This is a genomic window from Streptomyces pristinaespiralis (assembly GCF_001278075.1).
Classification (GTDB): Bacteria; Actinomycetota; Actinomycetes; order Streptomycetales; family Streptomycetaceae; genus Streptomyces; species Streptomyces pristinaespiralis.
Map to the genome: position 1 here is coordinate 6,429,659 of NZ_CP011340.1, position 17,467 is coordinate 6,447,125.

Sequence of the window (17,467 nt, forward strand, 5' to 3'; positions counted from 1 at the left end):
GGGGCTCAGTGGCTGATGCCATGCGTCTGGGGGCCGGGAGGCGGTAGTTCTCCCGGCCCCCGTCCGCGAAGTGGGGCGGTCGGTCCCCTGACCGGTGCATCCCACTGTTTCGAATGATTCGCCCGCGGGCCGCCCTCGTCGCCACGAGCGCCGCCGCCCGCTCAGCTCCCACAAGGAAGTCTGCTCCATGTCCCTTCAGGAATTCTGGGACTACCTCGTCCTAGGGGTGATGCTCGGCTCGCTGTATGCCGTCATCGCCATCGGCTACACCCTTGTCTACGGCGTGCTGCAGCTGATCAACTTCGCGCACAGCGAGGTCTTCATGCTCGGCGCCTACGGCAGCCTCATCGTCCTTCAGCTGGTCAGTCCGGGGGACAACCCGTCCGCTCTGGCTTCCATCGGCTTCGTCGCTCTCGCCATGGCGGGGTCGGCGCTGTTCGGCGGCGTCACGGCGTACGGCCTGGAGAAGGTCGCGTACCGACCACTACGCAGACGTGGTGCGCCGCGGCTGATCTTCCTGATCACCGCGATCGGCGCCTCGTTCTTCCTGTACAACCTGGCCGGCAAGCTGTTCGGGCGTGACCCGCTGCCGCTGCCCGAGATGTACGACAACCACACCGTGTTCTCGCTGTTCGGCGCGGGTGTGAACATCACTCAGATGCTCCAGTTCGCGACGGCCGTGGTCATGATGGTCGCGCTGGACATGCTGGTGACCCGCACGAAGCTCGGCAAGGGCATCCGCGCGGTCGCCCAGGACGCCGAGGTCGCGGGCCTGATGGGCGTCGACATCGACAAGGTCATCTCCCGCACCTTCATCATCGGCGGTGTGCTGGGCGGTGTGGCGGGCTTCCTGTTCGCCAACCTGAACCAGGTGTCGTACACGATGGGCTTCATACCCGGCATCACCGCGTTCGCCGCCGCCGTCGTCGGCGGTATCGGCAACATCCGCGGTGCGATGTTCGGCGGCATTCTGATCGGCATCGTGGAGACGATGACGGTGCCGCTGCTCGGTGACGAGTGGCGCAGCGTCTCGGCCATGGTCGTGCTGATCCTTGTGCTGATGTTCCGCCCGATGGGCATCCTCGGTGAGCGAGTGGGGAGGGCGGCATGAGTACGGTCGACACCTCGAAGAACCTGACGCCGTCTGCGGCGTCGAAGCTGCGCCGCACGGCGTGGTACCAGACGGAGCGTTTCTCCCGTCTGTGGGCGATGATCGCCCTGGGTGTGCTGCTGGCCCTGGTGACGGGTGAGCAGGGCAACACGCGTGACATCTTCTTCTCGATCGAGAGCACGTTCACGGGTCCCAACCTGTGGGTGTGTCTGGGTCTTACGGTCGGTGTGTGGGCGCTGCGGGAGTTCGCGGCGACGCCGATCAAGGGCGCGGTCACGAAGGCCAAGGAGTCGGCCGGTTCGGCTGTTTCCGGTGGTCCGGTGGGCACGCTGCGGGAGCGGCTGCGGACCGACAAGCGGGTGAAGCTGGGTGGCATCGCCGTCCTGCTGATCCTGGTCCTGGTCATTCCGTCGGGTCTCGAGCGGAGCTGGCAGACGGTGCTGGTGGACCAGATCGCGATCTTCGCGCTGCTGGCGATCGGCCTCAACGTGGTGATCGGCTGGGCGGGTCTGCTGGACCTGGGCTTCTTCGCCTTCTTCGCGGTGGGTGCCTACTCGACGGCGTACTGGACGGGCCGGCTGCCGATCGAGCCTCCGGTGGTGCTGAACAACTTCTGGGTGATCCCGGTCGCGGTGATCACGTGTCTGATCTGTGGTCTGCTGCTGGGTGCTCCGACGCTGCGGCTCCGGGGTGACTACCTGGCGATCGTGACGCTCGGTTTCCACGAGATCATCTACCTGGTCGCGAAGAACGCGGACGGTCTGACCGGTGGCCCGCAGGGTGCCCGTCTGATCCCCGACTTCTCGATCGACTTCGCGGGTCTCGAGTACAAGTGGTCGATCAAGCCGCTGCCTTACTGGTATCTGCTGGTCTTCTTCATCGTCCTGGTGATCATTCTGTTCTCGCGCCTCGAGCACTCGAGGGTCGGGCGTGCGTGGACGGCGATCCGTGAGGACGAGATCGCGGCGGCGGCGAACGGCGTCAACACGGTGCAGTTCAAGCTGATGGCCTTCGCGATCGGCGCGTCGACCTCCGGTGTCGCGGGCGTGATCTTCACGAGTAAGTACGGGTACATCAACCCGGAGGTCTTCCCGCTTCTGCAGTCGATCCTGATCCTGGCGTACGTCATCTTCGGCGGTATGGGTTCGATCCCGGGTGTGCTGATCGGTACGGCGATCCTGGTGTGGCTGCCGGAGGCGCTGAAGGACTGGGTGGACCCGTCCGACCGGTACATGTATCTGGGCGCGCTGCTGGTGATCATGATGATCTACCGGCCTCAGGGTGTCTGGCCGTCCCGGCGAAGGCAGCGTGAGCTGAAGATGGCTGAGGAAGGCATCGGCGACGCGGACGCGATGTCCGAGCCGGCGGGAGGCAAGATCTGATGAGCACGGACGTGAAGAGCGACGCGACGGCCGGTGCGCAGCCTTCGGCCGGTGGTACCGATCTGGTGCTGCAGGCGTCGGATGTGACGCTGCGGTTCGGCGGGTTGACCTGTCTGGACCATGTGGACGTCAACATGTGCCGGGGCGAGGTCCTGGCGGTGATCGGGCCGAACGGTGCGGGTAAGACCTCGCTGTTCAACTCGCTCACCGGGGCGTACACGCCGCAGGAGGGCAAGATCGTCTTCCGTTCCAAGGACGGCGACGAGAAGTCCCTGCTGGGCAGCAAGCCGCACATCGTCAACCGTGTGGGTGTGGCACGGACGTTCCAGAACATCCGGTTGTTCGGGGCGCTGACGGCGCTGGAGAACGTCAAGATCGCGGCGGAGACCCGGCTGAAGGCCGGTCCTGTCTCGATCATGCTGGGTCTGCCGAACGCCCGTAAGGCGGAGCGGCTCAGTGACGAGCGGGCGCACCGGCTGCTGAAGTTCGTGGGTCTGGAGGACAAGCTCAACGAGATCGCGGGCAGCTTGTCCTACGGTGACCAGCGCAGTCTGGAGATCGCGCGGGCGCTGGCGACGGATCCGCAGGTGCTGCTGCTGGACGAGCCGGCCGCCGGTACGAATCCGACGGAGAAGCTGGAGCTGGAGCAGCTGATCCGCCGTATCAACACGGAGCTGGGCATCAGCGTGCTGCTGATCGAGCACGACATGCGTCTGGTGATGTCGGTCGCGGACCGGGTGATGGTTCTCAACTTCGGCAAGAAGATCGCCGAGGGGACGCCGAGCGAGGTGCAGCAGCACCCGGCGGTGATCGAGGCCTACCTGGGGGCGTCTGCGGAGGACGCGGAGGTGGTTCAGGCCGCCATCGCGGAGCAGCATGCGGCGGACGGTCCCGAGGAGCCGGCGTCGGCCGGGTCCGCGTCCGAGGAGCCGGGTTCCGACGAGCCCGCGTCCGAGGACTCGGGTTCTGACGACTCGGGTTCTGACGACTCGGCTTCCGAGGACCCGACTTCGGACGAGGCGGGTTCTGACGACTCTGCTTCGGACGGGTCCGCGGCGGACGACGCCGACGGGGCGTCGTCCGATGCGGGGTCGTCGGACGGAACGGCGCCGGGCGAGACCGCGGCGGACGAGGAGAGCGGCAAGTGAGCACCACGACTGAGCTGCAGAAGGACGCCGGTACGGCGGGTACTTCGGAAGAGACGCTGCTCGAGCTGAAGAGCATGCGCGTCTTCTACGGCGCCATCGAGGCCATCAAGGGCATCGATCTGACCGTGCGCAAGGGCGAGATCGTGGCCCTGCTCGGCGGTAACGGCGCGGGCAAGACGACGACGCTGCGCACCGTTTCGGGCATGCTCCAGCCGCGCCACGGCGAGGTGCTGCTGCGCGGCGAGCGCATCGACGGCATCAAGTCGCACGAGCTCGTGCGGTTCGGTATCGGTCATGTGCCGGAGGGCCGGCGGGTCTTCTCGACGATGACCGTGCGGGAGAACCTGGAGATGGGCGCGTACCGCTTCAGCTCGGTCGACATGGCCGAGATGGACCGGGTGTTCACGCTCTTCCCGCGTCTGGCGGAGCGGCGCTCGCAGCAGGCGGGCACCCTGTCGGGCGGTGAGCAGCAGATGCTGGCGATCGGCCGTGCCCTGATGGGCAAGCCGGAGCTGCTGTTGCTGGACGAGCCGTCGATGGGTCTCGCGCCGCTGATCGTGCAGCAGATCTTCGAGATCATCGAGGAGATCAACAAGCAGGGCACGACGGTGCTGCTGGTGGAGCAGAACGCCACGCAGGCGCTGGGTCTGGCGAACCGCGGCTATGTCCTGGAGACGGGCGAGGTCGCGATGTCGGGGCCGGCGACGGATCTGCTGGCGGACAACCGGATCCGGGCGGCGTACCTCGGTGAGGGCGCGGCCTGACGGTCCGTGGAGCGGTGAGGAAGGGGCCGGGAAGCGTGAGCTTCCCGGCCCCTTTCCGTGTCCCGGTGGTGTGCGTCGTGCGTCCCCGGCCGGATGGCCGGGCCCGCACCCGACTCTCTCCCTGCGCCCCGGCAGGCACGGCGGGGCCCATCACCCACCGATCCGGCCTGATCCGAAAGAAGACCCCTAGCTGACGTACATGCCGGACCTCCGAGGCGGCTGCTGCCGTGTCCCGTCCGGTAGCGGGTTGTGCCGCCGCATGCCCGGGGACGCGGCGAGTTCGGCGGCGTACAGGCGGATGAGCTCGTGCATGCGGAAGGCGTTCTCGGTGACGGGTTCGATGAGCCGGGCCTCGACCAGTTCGTCGAGTGCGCAGGCGGCCTGGTGCGTGTCGGTGCCGAGCAGTGCGGCCACGTCGGTGACGTCGAACTCGTCGTGGTCGAAGAGGCCGAGGAGCTGGAAGGCGCGTGCGGAGCGGGCGCGGCCGGCGAGTGTGGTGCCGAGGAGCCGGCGATAGCTACGGGCGATGCAGGCGCGTACGGAGAGGCCTTCGGCCTGGAGTTCGTCGAGGCGGCGGGCGGGGTGGCGGAGCCGGGCGGCGAAGCCGGCGAGTGACCATTCGGGTCTGGCGACCAGGCGGGCTCCGGCGATGCGCAGTGCCAGCGGGTGGTGCCCGCACAGCCGGGCGAGTTCCATGGCGGCGGCGTGTTCGCGGGCGAAGCGTTCGCCGGTGCCGGTCAGGGCCAGGAGCTGGACCGAGCTCGCTTCGTCGAGGGCGCCGACGGCGATGCGGGTGGCGAGCAGGGTCGGCAGCCTGGAGCGGCTGGTGGCCAGTACGGCGCATGCGTTGTCGGCGGGGATGAGGGGGCGGACCTGGGAGGCGTCGAGTGCGTTGTCGGCGACGATCAGCAGGCGGCGGCCGGCGAGCATCGACTGGTAGCGCAGGGCTGCTTCGGCGGTGGAGGCGGGGATCTGTGCGGGCGGGACGCCGAGTCCCCGCAGTAGGCCGGTGAGGATGTCGAGGGGGCGCGGCGGGTGCCCTCGGGGTGTGGGGCAGGCGAGGTCGATGTAGAGCTGGCCGTCGGGGTAGAGCGGGGCGAGTTCGTGTGCGTGGTGCAGGGCGAGGGCCGACGCGCCGAAGCCTCCCTGGCCGTGGAAGACGACGGTCGGTGCGCCGACGGCCCGGGTGGGGGAGGTGCGCAGGGCTTCCCGTGCGAGGGCGATCTCCTGTCGGCGGCCGACGAACACGGTTGTCTCCGGCGGGAGTTGACGGGGAACGAGCGGCGACGCCGGTGCGGCGCCGGCGGCTGTCCCGGTCCGCCTCGGCAGCAGGGCCGGATCGCGGCGCAGGACGGCCTGATGGAGCCGGCACAGATCCTCGCCCGGCTCCATGCCCAGTTCGTCGCGCAGGGCCTGGCGGGCTTCGGTGAAGGTGGCGAGCGCGCCGGCCACGTCGCCGTCGCAGTACAGGGCGAGCATGAGGCGCCCGCGCAGCCGTTCGTGCAGCGGGTGGAGCTTGACGACGTGTCGCAGCCGCTGGACGACACAGCTGTGGCGGCCGAGCGCCGTTTCGACCCCCACCTGCTCTTCGACGGTGCTGAGGTAGAGCTCGGTGAGGTGCTGGGTGAAGGTGCGCAGTGCCACGCCCTGGGTGACGTTCTCCAGGGGTGCGCCGCGCCACAGGGCGAGTGCCTCGGTGTACAGCTCGGCGGCTTCGGGCAGGCGTCGCTGGGCGACGGCGCGGCGTGCGTCCGCGGCCCTGGCGCGGAAGCGCGGGATGTCGAAGTCGGTGTCGTCGACGCGCAGGAGGTAGCCGGAGCGTGAGGTGGTGAGGCGCGCTTCGCCGCCCGGGAGGTGGCGGCGCAACTGCATGACGTAGGTGCGCAGGTTGGCCACGGCCGACTGCGGCGGTTCGTCGCCCCAGATCTCGCGGACGAGCGCCGGGACGGGCACGGCTCTTCCGTCGTGGGCGAGGAGCATGGCCAGCAGGACGCGCTGTTTGTCGGCGCCGATGTGGACCTGTTCGTTCGCCACGCGCAGTTCGAGCGTGCCGAGGGTGTGGAAGGAGACGTCTCTCGGTCTCGGACAGTCGCTGTCCGCGGCGGCTCGGCTCATATCCGGGCGCCGCCGAGCCGGCGTACCGCGGTGCCGAGGAGCTGGTCGCCGGGGAAGAAGCCGCGGTGGCGGGAGTCGATGCTGTCGGGGTTGTCGCCGAGTACGACCAGGGAGCCGGCCGGGACGGTGCCGTGCGGGCCGGCGCCCGCGGTCCCGGCCGGGACGGGCTCGCCGGGGAGTGCGGCGACGCGCTTGATGTTCCAGCCGGCGCCGTGGCGGTCGGCGGCGTACGGGCCGGGGTTCTGCGGCGGTTTGAGTACGACGATGTCGCCGCGGCTGAGCTTGGCCAGCGGCCGGCGTCGTACGACGACCCGCTCTCCGTCCCGCAGGGTGGGCGCCATGCTGGCGCCCCGTACAGCGACGACCAAGAACGATTTGCGTATGTGTACGGTGGCAAGTGTGGCGGTCATGGTGAGCGCGCACAACCCTGCGCCGAGCCATCCCATGGGCAAGAACCCCCGTCTCAGGCCTCTTTGATGGTGATCAGGATCCTGCGCGGCCGAACGCCGGGTGTCAATCCCTCGCCGGCAGGGTCTTCGCTTGCGTGCCTTTGCCAACGGTCGGGTGGCTGTATGTCCGCTGTACGGCCGGCTGTACGGGCCGCTCGTAGAGTCCTGATCCGCACCCATTCACAGGGCAGTTCGGACGGAAGGGGAGTGCGTGAGCAGGCTGCTCAGGAAGCTGGGCGACCGGGCGCTGGAGCAACTGGTCCCGGCGGCCACCGCCCAGGCGGAGGTCGGCTACTACAAGTTCTGCTACTGCAGCGGGCCGTACTACTACGCGCGGCTGTGCCCGTACAACGGCGGTGCCTGCAGTGGCTGCCGCCGCATCGGCGAGTGCTAGGAAAGGGAGAAGGGTCGATGACCGGAATTCTGCGCAAGATGGGCGACAAGGCTCTGGCGCGTCTGGTGCCGAGCACCACCGCCCAGGCCGACACCAGCTACTACAAGTTCTGCTACTGCAGCGGGCCGTACTACTACCGCCGGCTGTGCCACGTCGTCGGCGGCACGAGCAGCTGCGGTGCGTGCTACCGCTCCGGCGAGTGCTAGGCAGCCGGGACGCCCGACCGCTGCGTCGTCGGCGGAACGCCGGCGCGCAACCACTTGTCGTCGTGGACCTGCTGCACATGAGGTCGTGAACCGTGCCGGTCCGCCGCGTCCGCCGGCGGACCGGCACCGCGCGACGCGGACTCCAAGGAGCTGAAGAGATGTACTACGTCGGGCTCGCGGCCCGTCTCCTGCTGGTCCTCGTCTTCGCCGCCGCGGCCGCCGGGAAGTCCTGGCGCCGCGGATCCTTCGACGCTTTCGTCTCGTCGCTCGCCGCGCTGCGGCTCTTCCCGCGCCGCCTGTCCGCGGCCGTGGCGGTGACGACGGTGGTGGCCGAGGCGGTCACGGTCGTGCTGCTCGCCGTGCCCGCGACGGCCGGGGCGGGGTTCGCCCTGGCGATACTGCTGCTCACCGCGTTCGTCGCGGGGATCCTGGCCGCGCGGCAGGGCGGGCGTCAGGTGCCCTGCCGGTGCTTCGGCGCCACCGGCACGCCCCTCGGCATGCCCCACGTGATCCGCAACGCGCTGCTCGCCGTGGTCGCGGCCGTCGGCCTCGTTGCGCTGACCGCGTCGTCCTCGCCGGGGTCCGTGCATCCGGGCGGGCTGGCGATCGCGGGTGTCACGGCGGCGGCCGGGTCCTTGCTGGTGGTGCGCATGGACGACCTGCTGGCGCTCGTACCGCTTCCTCGTTGACCGCCGGATTCCGTGCCGGACGGCCGGCGCTGACCGCCGTATTCCTTGCCGGACGACCGGCCGGCCGACGCCGGCCGGATTGCTGACTGGAGTTGTGATGGCCTTTGTCGTTGTCGCGCTGGTGCTGCTCACGGCGCTCTGTCTCGTCCTGCTGGTTCTCGTCCTCGCGGTGCTGCGCAGGCTGCGCGAGCACGAGAGCCGCTTCGAGCGGTTGGCCGCGTCGGCCGGAGCGATGGGCGGCCACGACCCTGCGGCCGACCTCGTCGGGCGCCGGGTTCCCGAACTCGCCGAGCACACCGGCGGCTCCCCGCGCACGGTCGGCTTCTTCTCCGTGGGCTGCGAGGCCTGTCACGAGCAGGCGCCCGAGTTCGTCGCCTCGGCCGCGGCGACGGGCGCCTCGGCGATCGTGGTCGGCGCTCCCGCGGAGGAGCTGGCAGGGCTGCTGGAAGGCGTGCCGACGGTGGTCACCGGCGGGGAGAGCGAGAAGCTGATGAAGGCCGTCGACATCAAGGCCTTCCCGACGTTCCTGCAGGTGGACGGGGAGGGGCTGATCGTCCGGGCGGCCATCGCAGTCGCGGAGCTGCCCGCCCCGGCACCGGCACGGTGACCGGCCGGCCGCGGGCCGGGCGGATCGGGCACCACCTGCGAACCGCTTGGGGCTACTGCTGGGCCGCCGCCCCGCTGGTGTGGGCGAGCCATCTGCCGATCGCGGTGGTGGCGGGACTCGTTCCGCCGGCGACGGCCTGGCTGACCAAGTTCCTCGTCGACGACCTGACGACCGGCCGGGGCGAACACACCCTGTGGTTCGCGGCGGGCCTGGCGGCGCTCGGGCTGCTGACCGGGCTCCTGCCGCACCTGGCCGAGTATCTGAGCAGTGAACTGGGCCGCAGGATGGACCGGTTCCTGCAGGACCGGCTGCACACCGCGGTCAACGGCTTCCACGGCCTGTCACGGTTCGAGGACCCCCGCCATCTCGACCGGCTGCGGATGGCCGCCCAGGCCTCCGGCGGCTCACTGCAGCCGGTCACCGGGGGCATGGCAGAGACCGGCCGCAACGCCATCGCCCTCGTCAGTCTCCTCCTCACGCTGTTCGTCCTCAGCCCGGTCATGGCCGCGCTGGTGCTTCTCGCCGCGGTTCCCGTCCTGATGGGCCGGCTGGCCATGTCGCGGCGGCGCGTGGGCATGCTGGCGGCGACGTCGGCGGCCATGCGCAAGGAGCTGTTCTACTCGGCGCTGCTGACCGAGGAGCGGGCGGCGAAGGAGGTGCGCCTGTTCGGTCTCGGCGCCTTCCTCAAGGACCGGATGCTCGGCGAACTGTCGGGCATACAGTCCGCCGAACGGCGGATGGACCGCAAGGACGCCGCCGTGCAGAGCCTGCTGTCGGTGCTGTCCGCGGCGGTGGCCGGCGGGGGGCTGGTGTGGGCCGTGCACGCGGCGACTGTGGGCCGGCTGACCGCCGGCGACGTGACCGCCTTCGTGGCGGCCGTCGCAGGTGTGCAGGCGGCGCTCGTGGGGCTGGTCACCGGTCTCGCGCAGGCGCACGAGGCACTGCTGATGTTCTCGTACCACGTCGCGGTGACCGAACTGCCCGACGATCTCGGCCCCGCACGGGAGCTCGGCGCGGGCGAGGTGCGCGATCTGCCGGCGCTGCGGCGCGGGGTGGAGCTGCGCGACGTGTGGTTCCGCTACGACGAGGACCACCCGTGGGTGCTGCGGGGGGTGGACCTGTTCATCCCGTTCGGGCGGTCGCTCGCGCTGGTCGGCCTCAACGGCGCGGGCAAGAGCACCCTGATCAAGCTGCTGTGCCGGTTCTACGACCCGGTGCGCGGATCGGTCCACTGGGACGGGACGGATCTGCGGGACATCGCTCCCGACGAGCTGCGGCGCAGGATGGGCGTGCTCTTCCAGGACTTCATGAGCTACGACCTCACGGCGCGCGAGAACATCGGCGTCGGCGCGCTGGAAGTGCTGGGGGACCACGAGCGGGTGCGGCAGGCGGCCGAGCTGGCGGGTGCGCACGAGATGGTCACGGCCCTGCCGCACGGCTACGACACCCTGCTCAGCCGGATCTTCTTCGCCGACGGGGAGGGCGAGGAGGAGGACCCGGAGGCGGGTACGACCCTCTCGGGAGGTCAGTGGCAGCGTCTCGCGCTGGCCAGGGCGCTGCTGCGGCAGGGCAGGGACCTGCTGATCCTGGACGAGCCCAGCGCGGGCCTGGACGCGCGTGCCGAGTACGAGGTGCATGCGAGGCTGCGGGCCCACCGGGCCGGGCGGACGAGCCTGCTGGTCTCCCACCGGCTCAGTGCCGTGAGGGAGGCCGATGTGATCGTGGTGCTCGAAGGGGGCCGGATCACCGAACGTGGCACGCACGACGAGCTGATGGCCGCCGGCGGGGCGTACGAGCGGCTGTTCACGGTGCAGGCCGAGGGGTATCTGCCGCAGCCGGCGGGCGGCTGACCGGGCCCGGGGGCAACCCCCCGGGCCCCTGGGGCCGGTTCAGCCCTGGGTGTCGCGCAGCAGGCAGGTGAGGCGTGCGGTGCAGACGCGCTTGTCGTGCTCGTCGGTGATCACGATCTCGTAGGTGGCGGTGGAGCGGCCCCGGTGGACGGGGGTGGCGACTCCGGTGACCATGCCGGAGCGGGCGCCGCGGTGGTGGGTGCAGTTGAGGTCCACGCCGACGGCGATCTTGGACGGGCCGCCGTGCAGCATGGAGCCGACGGAGCCGAGCGTTTCCGCGAGGACGGCGGAGGCGCCGCCGTGCAGCAGGCCGTACGGCTGGGTGTTGCCCTCGACGGGCATCGTGCCGACGACCCGGTCCGCCGCGGCCTCGATGATCTGTACGCCCATGCGCTCGCCCAGGTGGCCGGCGGAGAAGAGCGCGGGCAGATCCACCCCGAGCTCGGCGTACTCGTCGATGACCTCTTGCGGGAACTTCACGGTGGTCTGCTCGCCCATGCCGGCTCCGATCGTATGACTGTCTGGTCCTGTGGCCGTCTGCTCGTCCTGCTGCCTGAGCGAACGCTTAGACGGTCGGTGATTGTTCCAGACGTACGATCACGGACTTGCTGGCGGGGGTGTTGCTGGTGTCGGCGGTGGAGTCGAGCGGGACCAGCACATTGGTCTCCGGGTAGTACGCGGCGGCGCAGCCGCGCGCGGTGGGGTAGTGGACGACACGGAAGCCGGGGGCCCGCCGCTCCACGCCGTCCTTCCATTCGCCGACCAGATCGGCGTAGGAGCCGTCGGCCAGACCCAGCTCCCGGGCGTCGTCGGGGTTGACCAGCACCACACGCCGGCCGCCCTTGATGCCGCGGTAGCGGTCGTCGAGGCCGTAGACGGTGGTGTTGTACTGGTCGTGCGAGCGCAGGGTCTGCAGCAGCAGCCGGCCCTCGGGGACCTCCGGGTACTCGACGGGGGCGGCGGTGAAGTGGGCCTTGCCGGTGGCGGTGGGGAAGCGGCGTTCGTCGCGCGGGCCGTGCGGCAGGGTGAAGCCGCCGGGGCGGGCGATCTTCGCGTTGAAGTCCTCGAAGCCCGGCACCACGCGGGCGATCCGGTCGCGGATCGTGCTGTAGTCCTTTTCGAAGTCCTCCCACGGTGTGGTGGAGGAGGGGCCGAGCACGGCGCGCGCCAGCCGGGCGACGATCGCGGGCTCGGACAGCAGGTGGGGGCTCGCGGGCGTGAGGTTGCCGCGGGAGGCGTGGACCATGCCCATCGAGTCCTCGACGGTCACCACCTGCCTGCGGCCCGCCTGGATGTCCTTGTCGGTACGGCCGAGGGTGGGCAGGATGAGCGCCCTGCGGCCGGTGACCGCGTGCGAGCGGTTGAGCTTGGTGGACACGTGCACGGTCAGCCGTGCTCGGCGCATCGCGGCCTCCGTGACCTCCGTGTCGGGGCTCGCCGCCACGAAGTTGCCGCCCATGGCGAAGAACACCTTCGCCTTTCCGTCGCGCAGGGCCGCGATGGACCGCACGACGTCGAGGCCGTGGTGGCGCGGCGGGGCGAAGCCGAACTCCTTCTCCAGGGCGTCCAGGAAGGCGGGCGCGGGCCGCTCGAAGATGCCCATGGTGCGGTCGCCCTGGACGTTGGAGTGGCCTCGGACGGGGCAGACACCGGCGCCCGGGCGGCCGATGTTGCCGCGCAGCAGGAGGAAGTTGACGACCTCGCGGATGGTGGCGACGGAATGCTTGTGCTGGGTGAGGCCCATCGCCCAGCAGACGATGGTCCGGCGGGAGTCGAGCACCATCCGCAGGGCCTGCTCGATCTCCTCCCGGCCGAGGCCCGTCGCTGCGAGCGTGGCATCCCAGTCGGCGGCGCGTGCCGCAGCCGCGAAGTCCTCGAAGCCTTCGGTGTGCTCGCGCACGAACGTCTCGTCGACCGCGCCCGCGGTCTGAAGGATCAGCTTGTTCAGGAGGCGGAACAGGGCCTGGTCGCCGCCGATGCGGATCTGGAGGAAGAGGTCGTTCAGCGCGGTGCCCTTGAGCATGCCGCGGGGGGTCTGCGGGTTCTTGAACCGCTCGAGGCCGGCCTCGGGGAGCGGATTCACCGAGATGATCTTCGCGCCGGACGCTTTGGCCTGCTCCAGCGCGCTGAGCATCCGGGGATGGTTGGTGCCCGGGTTCTGCCCGGCGACGATGATCAGGTCCGCCTGGTGCAGGTCCTCCAGCGAGACGCTGCCCTTGCCGACACCGATGGTCTCCGTGAGCGCCGAGCCGGAGGACTCGTGGCACATGTTGGAGCAGTCGGGCAGATTGTTCGTGCCGAACTCGCGGGCGAACAGCTGGAGCAGGAACGCCGCCTCGTTGCTCGTGCGGCCGGAGGTGTAGAACAGCGCCTCGTCCGGTGAGCCGAGCGCGCGCAGCTCCTCCGCGATGATCGCGAAGGCCCGCTCCCAGGTCACCGCCTCGTACCTCTCGGCGCCCTCGGGGAGATACATCGGCTGTGTGATCCGTCCCTGCTGGCCCAGCCAGTAGCCGCTGCGGTTCGCGAGGTCGGAGAGGGGGTGGGCGGCGAAGAAGTCGGGCGTCACCCGGCGCAGGGTCGCCTCCTCGGCGACCGCCTTGGCGCCGTTCTCGCAGAATTCGGCGACATGGCGCTTGTCGCCCTCCGGCCAGGCGCAGCCGGGACAGTCGAAGCCGTCCTTCTGGTTGACCTTCATCAGGGTGCGGGCGGTGCGGCCCACCCCCATCTGCTGCTGGGCGACGCGCAGGGTGTGGCCGATGGCGGGCAGGCCCGCCGCCGCATGCTGCGGGGCTGCGACCTGCGGGGCGTCCTGGACCGGGTCCCCTGCGGGTGGCTTGCTGGCCATCGCGCTCTCCTTCGAGCCGTGCCTGTGCGATACGTCTTCCGTACATCTCCGATCGTGTCACGGGCCTCCGGCAAACGGTGAGGCAAGGTCGGGCGGTCGGGAATGTCAGCGGTGCATGGCAGGATCGGGGTCGTGGCTGAGACAGCATCGAAGAAGACGGCAGACAACCGACCGCGCCTGCTCCTCATGGACGGGCACTCCCTGGCGTACCGGGCGTTCTTCGCGCTGCCCGCGGAGAATTTCACGACCGCGAGCGGCCAGACGACCAACGCGATCTACGGCTTCGCGTCGATGCTGGCGAACACCCTGCGTGACGAGGCGCCCACGCACTTCGCGGTGGCCTTCGACGTCTCCCGCAAGACCTGGCGGTCCGCGGACTTCCCGGAGTACAAGGCGAACCGTTCCAAGACGCCCGACGAGTTCAAGGGGCAGGTCGAGCTGATCGGCGAGCTCCTCGACACGATGAACGCCGAGCGGTTCGCGATCGACGGCTTCGAGGCGGACGACGTGATCGCCACGCTCGCCACGCAGGCGGAGGCCGCGGGCTTCGAGGTGCTGATCGTCACGGGTGACCGGGACTCCTTCCAGCTGGTCAGCGAGCACACCACCGTGCTGTACCCGACCAAGGGCGTCTCCGAGCTGACCCGCTTCACCCCGGCGAAGGTCGAGGAGAAGTACGGCCTCACCCCGCAGCAGTACCCGGACTTCGCCGCGCTGCGGGGCGACCCGTCCGACAACCTCCCCGGCATCCCCGGCGTCGGTGAGAAGACCGCCACGAAGTGGATCAACCAGTTCGGTTCGTTCGCGGCGCTCGTCGAGCACGCGGACGAGGTGAAGGGCAAGGTCGGCCAGGCGCTGCGCGACCACCTGGAGGCCGTCAAGCTCAACCGTCACCTCACGGAGCTCGTGCGCGACGTGGAGCTGCCGAAGGCCGTCACCGACCTGGAGCGCGCGCCCTACGACCGGACCGCGCTGAAGGGCTTCCTCGAGGTTCTGGAGATCCGTAACCCGAGCCTGCGGGAGCGGCTGCTCGCGGTCGACCCCGGAGCCGTGGAGGAGGAGCCGCCGGCCCCGGAGGCGGGTGTGGAGCTGGACGGCACCGTGCTCGGCGCCGGCGAGCTGGCGTACTGGCTGGAGCAGCACGGCACGCAGCCGCTCGGCGTGGCCACCGTCTCCGCGTGGGCGCTGGGCGTCGGCAGCGTCAGCGAGGTCGCGCTGGCGGCCGCCGACGGCAAGGCCGCCTGGTTCGACACGACCCAGCTCGACGAGTCCGACGAGCGGGCGTTCGCCGCGTGGATCTCGGATCCGTCCCGGCCGAAGGTCATGCACAACGCCAAGGACGCGCTGCGGGTCTTCCCCGAGCACGGCTGGGAGATCGCCGGCGTGACCATGGACACGGCGCTCGCCGCCTATCTGGTCAAGCCCGGCCGCCGCTCGTTCGCGCTGGACGCGCTGTCCATCGAGTACCTGCACCGTGAGCTGGCGCCCGCCGCGGCCGACGGGCAGCTGGCGTTCGGCACCGACGAGCAGGCGGAGGCCGACGCGCTGATGTCCCAGGCCCGCGCGGTCCTGGACCTCGGTGAGGCGCTCGGCGGGAAGCTGGAGGAGGTCGGCGCCGTCGAGCTCCTGCACGACGTCGAGCTGCCCACCTCCCTGCTGCTGGCCCGCATGGAGCGGCACGGCATCGCCGCCGACCGCGCCCACCTCGAGGCCATGGAGCAGCAGTTCGCCGGGGCTGTGCAGCAGGCCGTGAAGGAGGCGCACGCGGCGGTGGGCCACGAGTTCAACCTCGGGTCCCCCAAGCAGCTGCAGGAGGTCTTCTTCGGCGAGCTGAATCTGCCGAAGACGAAGAAGACCAAGACCGGCTACACCACGGACGCCGACGCGCTCGCGTGGCTGGCCGCGCAGACGGAGCACGAGCTGCCCGTCATCATGCTGCGCCACCGCGAGCAGGCCAGGCTCCGCTCGACGGTCGAGGGCCTGATCAAGACCATCGCCGCCGACGGCCGCATCCACACCACGTTCAGCCAGACCGTCGCCGCGACGGGACGCCTGTCGTCCACCGACCCGAACCTGCAGAACGTGCCGGTGCGGACGGACGAGGGCCGCGCGATCCGGCGAGGATTCGTCGTCGGCGAGGGCTACGAGTCCCTGATGACGGCCGACTACAGCCAGATCGAGCTGCGGGTCATGGCCCACCTGTCGGAGGACTTGGGCCTCATCGAGGCGTTCACCTCCGGCGAGGACCTGCACACGACCGTGGCCTCCCAGGTGTTCTCGGTCGAGCGGTCCGCGGTCGACGCGGAGATGCGGCGCAAGATCAAGGCGATGTCGTACGGGCTGGCCTACGGGCTCTCGGCGTTCGGCCTCTCCCAGCAGCTGGGCATCGAGCCCGCCGAGGCACGGGTCCTGATGGACACCTACTTCGAGCGGTTCGGCGGCGTGCGGGACTACCTGCGGCGCGTCGTCGACGAGGCGCGCGCCACCGGCTACACGGCGACGATGCTCGGCCGGCGCCGGTATCTCCCCGACCTCAACAGCGACAACCGGCAGCGGCGCGAGTCCGCCGAGCGGATGGCGCTCAACGCACCGATCCAGGGCACCGCGGCGGACATCGTCAAGGTCGCCATGCTCAACGTGGACCGGGCGCTGACGGACGCGAAGCTGTCGTCCAGGCTGCTGCTCCAGGTCCACGACGAAATCGTCCTGGAGGTCGCCCCGGGCGAGCGCGAGCAGGTCGAGACGCTGGTGCGCCACGAGATGTCCTCGGCGGTGTCGCTCCGCGCCCCGCTCGACGTCTCGGTCGGCGCGGGTCCGGACTGGGAGTCGGCGGCCCACTGACGCCTGCGGCACGCCCCCGGTGGGGGCGTGCCGCCGCTCGCTTCTCCAGGCGGGGGCCGGACACCTCCGTCCCCGCCTCGTCAGGGACCCGTCATCCCTGACGCACACTTCGCTCCGGAAGCGGCGGCGCCTCGGAGGCTTCAGGAACCGGTCCCCGACCGCGTCCGCGCACCCGCACCGCCGTGGCGTACAGCACCAGCCCCACGGCCAGCCCCGCTCCCGCCCCGAAGCATGCCGTCGGGATGATGTCGAGCGGCGTCTCGATCCGTCCCCAGTACTGGTACCAGCGCACGCAGCGGTGCGCGACGCCCGCCAGGACGCACACCGCGATGAGCCCGGCGGCCAGCAGCCGGGCCCGGCGGCCGAGCAGCATCACGGGCGCCTGTGGTGACGCGGGCGCCCGCCGCAGCGCGGTAGCCGTGAACCACACCAGCGCGACGAGCGCCACGGCCGAACTGCCGTACTGCGTGTACGTATAGAGCGGGAAGCCCGCGACGGCCTCCCCGAGGACGGGCATCATCCGCACGCCCCACCGGTCGAAGTGGGTGAACGCGTCCCACACGACATGGGTACTGGCTCCGATCACCGCGGAGACGTAGAACCACAGGGCAGCGCTGACCGGCGGCCGGACCCGCGGCCGCCCGCGCAGCAGTGTGTACACCCGCCCCTGCCGCGCCGCCGGCAGCAGCGCGACGAGCGGATCCCGCATCAGCAGCCAGAGACAGACGAGTACGGCGGTGATGGCGACGTCGACGGTCAGCACGCCCAGCACCCCGTGCGTCACCGCCCCGAAGCCCATCGCGTCGGGAAGGACGCTCGCCGCGAAGTACGTCGTGTCCGGTGCGAACGACCCGAGGACGAGCGCCGAGGCGTACAGGGGACCGCGTGCGGTCCCGTTCCTCCGCAGGACCGGCAGCACCGCCGCGGCGTGGCTGATGGTGAACGGCATGGCGTCGCCCCCTGTGACCGAAGTTGATCAGTGGCCCAAGTATGCGTGACGCCCTGCGGCGAGGGGCGTCCGGAATCCGGCGACGAGCAGGAGGTGGCGAAGTAGTGAAAACCGGTC

15 protein-coding genes are annotated in these 17,467 nt (G+C 70.4%); 10 read left to right on the forward strand and 5 right to left on the reverse strand.

Going from position 1 to position 17,467, the window contains the following annotated elements:
- Window positions 1-187: 187 nt before the first annotated feature.
- From SPRI_RS27420 to SPRI_RS27435, 4 genes are read left to right on the forward strand one after another with little or no spacing between them, the layout of a single operon-like run.
- Entirely contained in the window at window positions 188-1,111 is a 924-nt protein-coding gene (locus SPRI_RS27420; protein ID WP_037774967.1) for a branched-chain amino acid ABC transporter permease, read from the forward strand.
- Complete coding sequence (locus tag SPRI_RS27425; protein WP_005318866.1) at window positions 1,108-2,493, forward strand: branched-chain amino acid ABC transporter permease; 1,386 nt, start codon at window positions 1,108-1,110, stop codon at window positions 2,491-2,493. The genes SPRI_RS27420 and SPRI_RS27425 overlap by 4 nt, the downstream gene beginning before the upstream one ends.
- Window positions 2,493-3,641, forward strand: coding sequence for an ABC transporter ATP-binding protein (locus tag SPRI_RS27430; protein ID WP_005318868.1), 1,149 nt, complete (start codon window positions 2,493-2,495; stop codon window positions 3,639-3,641). The genes SPRI_RS27425 and SPRI_RS27430 overlap by 1 nt, the downstream gene beginning before the upstream one ends.
- Complete coding sequence (locus SPRI_RS27435) at window positions 3,638-4,405, forward strand: ABC transporter ATP-binding protein (protein WP_005318870.1); 768 nt, start codon at window positions 3,638-3,640, stop codon at window positions 4,403-4,405. The genes SPRI_RS27430 and SPRI_RS27435 overlap by 4 nt, the downstream gene beginning before the upstream one ends.
- Window positions 4,406-4,591: 186 nt before the next feature.
- Here SPRI_RS27435 and SPRI_RS27440 read toward each other — a convergent pair whose 3' ends face one another.
- Both SPRI_RS27440 and SPRI_RS27445 read right to left on the reverse strand, forming a co-directional pair.
- A complete protein-coding gene (locus tag SPRI_RS27440; protein ID WP_050791586.1) occupies window positions 4,592-6,520 on the reverse strand; it encodes an AfsR/SARP family transcriptional regulator in 1,929 nt (642 codons plus the stop codon).
- On the reverse strand, window positions 6,517-7,149 hold the full coding sequence (locus tag SPRI_RS27445) for a S26 family signal peptidase (RefSeq protein ID WP_078535386.1): 633 nt from the start codon (window positions 7,147-7,149) through the stop codon (window positions 6,517-6,519). The genes SPRI_RS27440 and SPRI_RS27445 overlap by 4 nt, the downstream gene beginning before the upstream one ends.
- Window positions 7,150-7,180: 31 nt before the next feature.
- Between SPRI_RS27445 and SPRI_RS27450 the strand changes: the two genes are divergently transcribed.
- From SPRI_RS27450 to SPRI_RS27470, 5 genes are all read left to right on the forward strand, one after another.
- Window positions 7,181-7,363 carry a hypothetical protein gene (locus SPRI_RS27450; RefSeq protein WP_005318873.1) on the forward strand — a complete coding sequence of 61 codons (183 nt, stop codon included), beginning with the start codon at window positions 7,181-7,183 and terminating at the stop codon, window positions 7,361-7,363.
- Window positions 7,364-7,380: 17 nt separating this feature from the next.
- Complete coding sequence (locus tag SPRI_RS27455) at window positions 7,381-7,569, forward strand: hypothetical protein (RefSeq protein ID WP_106428467.1); 189 nt, start codon at window positions 7,381-7,383, stop codon at window positions 7,567-7,569.
- 158 nt (window positions 7,570-7,727) lie between these two features.
- A complete protein-coding gene (locus tag SPRI_RS27460; protein WP_037774971.1) occupies window positions 7,728-8,258 on the forward strand; it encodes a MauE/DoxX family redox-associated membrane protein in 531 nt (176 codons plus the stop codon).
- Window positions 8,259-8,355: 97 nt separating this feature from the next.
- On the forward strand, window positions 8,356-8,865 hold the full coding sequence (locus SPRI_RS27465) for a hypothetical protein (protein ID WP_053557428.1): 510 nt from the start codon (window positions 8,356-8,358) through the stop codon (window positions 8,863-8,865).
- Entirely contained in the window at window positions 8,862-10,715 is a 1,854-nt protein-coding gene (locus SPRI_RS27470) for an ABC transporter ATP-binding protein (RefSeq protein ID WP_107082450.1), read from the forward strand. The genes SPRI_RS27465 and SPRI_RS27470 overlap by 4 nt, the downstream gene beginning before the upstream one ends.
- Window positions 10,716-10,754: 39 nt before the next feature.
- Here SPRI_RS27470 and SPRI_RS27475 read toward each other — a convergent pair whose 3' ends face one another.
- Together SPRI_RS27475 and SPRI_RS27480 are read right to left on the reverse strand one after the other, a co-directional pair.
- Complete coding sequence (locus tag SPRI_RS27475; RefSeq protein WP_005318881.1) at window positions 10,755-11,213, reverse strand: PaaI family thioesterase; 459 nt, start codon at window positions 11,211-11,213, stop codon at window positions 10,755-10,757.
- A gap of 67 nt (window positions 11,214-11,280) precedes the next feature.
- Window positions 11,281-13,560, reverse strand: a complete 2,280-nt coding sequence (locus SPRI_RS27480; RefSeq protein WP_005318883.1) for an FdhF/YdeP family oxidoreductase — start codon at window positions 13,558-13,560, stop codon at window positions 11,281-11,283.
- A gap of 132 nt (window positions 13,561-13,692) precedes the next feature.
- Here SPRI_RS27480 and polA point away from each other — a divergent pair, with 132 nt between their 5' ends.
- Window positions 13,693-16,401, forward strand: a complete 2,709-nt coding sequence (gene polA / locus SPRI_RS27485; protein ID WP_037774974.1) for a DNA polymerase I — start codon at window positions 13,693-13,695, stop codon at window positions 16,399-16,401.
- A gap of 91 nt (window positions 16,402-16,492) precedes the next feature.
- Here the strand turns inward: polA and SPRI_RS27490 are convergent, their stop codons facing one another.
- A complete protein-coding gene (locus SPRI_RS27490; RefSeq protein WP_053557429.1) occupies window positions 16,493-17,350 on the reverse strand; it encodes a DUF4184 family protein in 858 nt (285 codons plus the stop codon).
- Between the last annotated feature and the right edge of the window lie 117 nt (window positions 17,351-17,467).

What these genes read in the sequence shown, in the direction of transcription:
- SPRI_RS27420 (WP_037774967.1), top strand. Translation starts at nt 188, where the DNA reads ATGTCCCTTCAGGAATTCTGGGACTACCTCGTCCTAGGGGTGATGCTC.
- SPRI_RS27425 (WP_005318866.1), top strand. Translation starts at nt 1,108, where the DNA reads ATGAGTACGGTCGACACCTCGAAGAACCTGACGCCGTCTGCGGCGTCG.
- SPRI_RS27430 (WP_005318868.1), top strand. Translation starts at nt 2,493, where the DNA reads ATGAGCACGGACGTGAAGAGCGACGCGACGGCCGGTGCGCAGCCTTCG.
- SPRI_RS27440 (WP_050791586.1), bottom strand. Translation starts at nt 6,520, where the DNA reads ATGAGCCGAGCCGCCGCGGACAGCGACTGTCCGAGACCGAGAGACGTC.
- SPRI_RS27445 (WP_078535386.1), bottom strand. Translation starts at nt 7,149, where the DNA reads ATGGGTGCGGATCAGGACTCTACGAGCGGCCCGTACAGCCGGCCGTAC.
- SPRI_RS27455 (WP_106428467.1), top strand. Translation starts at nt 7,381, where the DNA reads ATGACCGGAATTCTGCGCAAGATGGGCGACAAGGCTCTGGCGCGTCTG.
- SPRI_RS27460 (WP_037774971.1), top strand. Translation starts at nt 7,728, where the DNA reads ATGTACTACGTCGGGCTCGCGGCCCGTCTCCTGCTGGTCCTCGTCTTC.
- SPRI_RS27465 (WP_053557428.1), top strand. Translation starts at nt 8,356, where the DNA reads ATGGCCTTTGTCGTTGTCGCGCTGGTGCTGCTCACGGCGCTCTGTCTC.
- SPRI_RS27475 (WP_005318881.1), bottom strand. Translation starts at nt 11,213, where the DNA reads ATGGGCGAGCAGACCACCGTGAAGTTCCCGCAAGAGGTCATCGACGAG.
- SPRI_RS27480 (WP_005318883.1), bottom strand. Translation starts at nt 13,560, where the DNA reads ATGGCCAGCAAGCCACCCGCAGGGGACCCGGTCCAGGACGCCCCGCAG.
- SPRI_RS27490 (WP_053557429.1), bottom strand. Translation starts at nt 17,350, where the DNA reads ATGCCGTTCACCATCAGCCACGCCGCGGCGGTGCTGCCGGTCCTGCGG.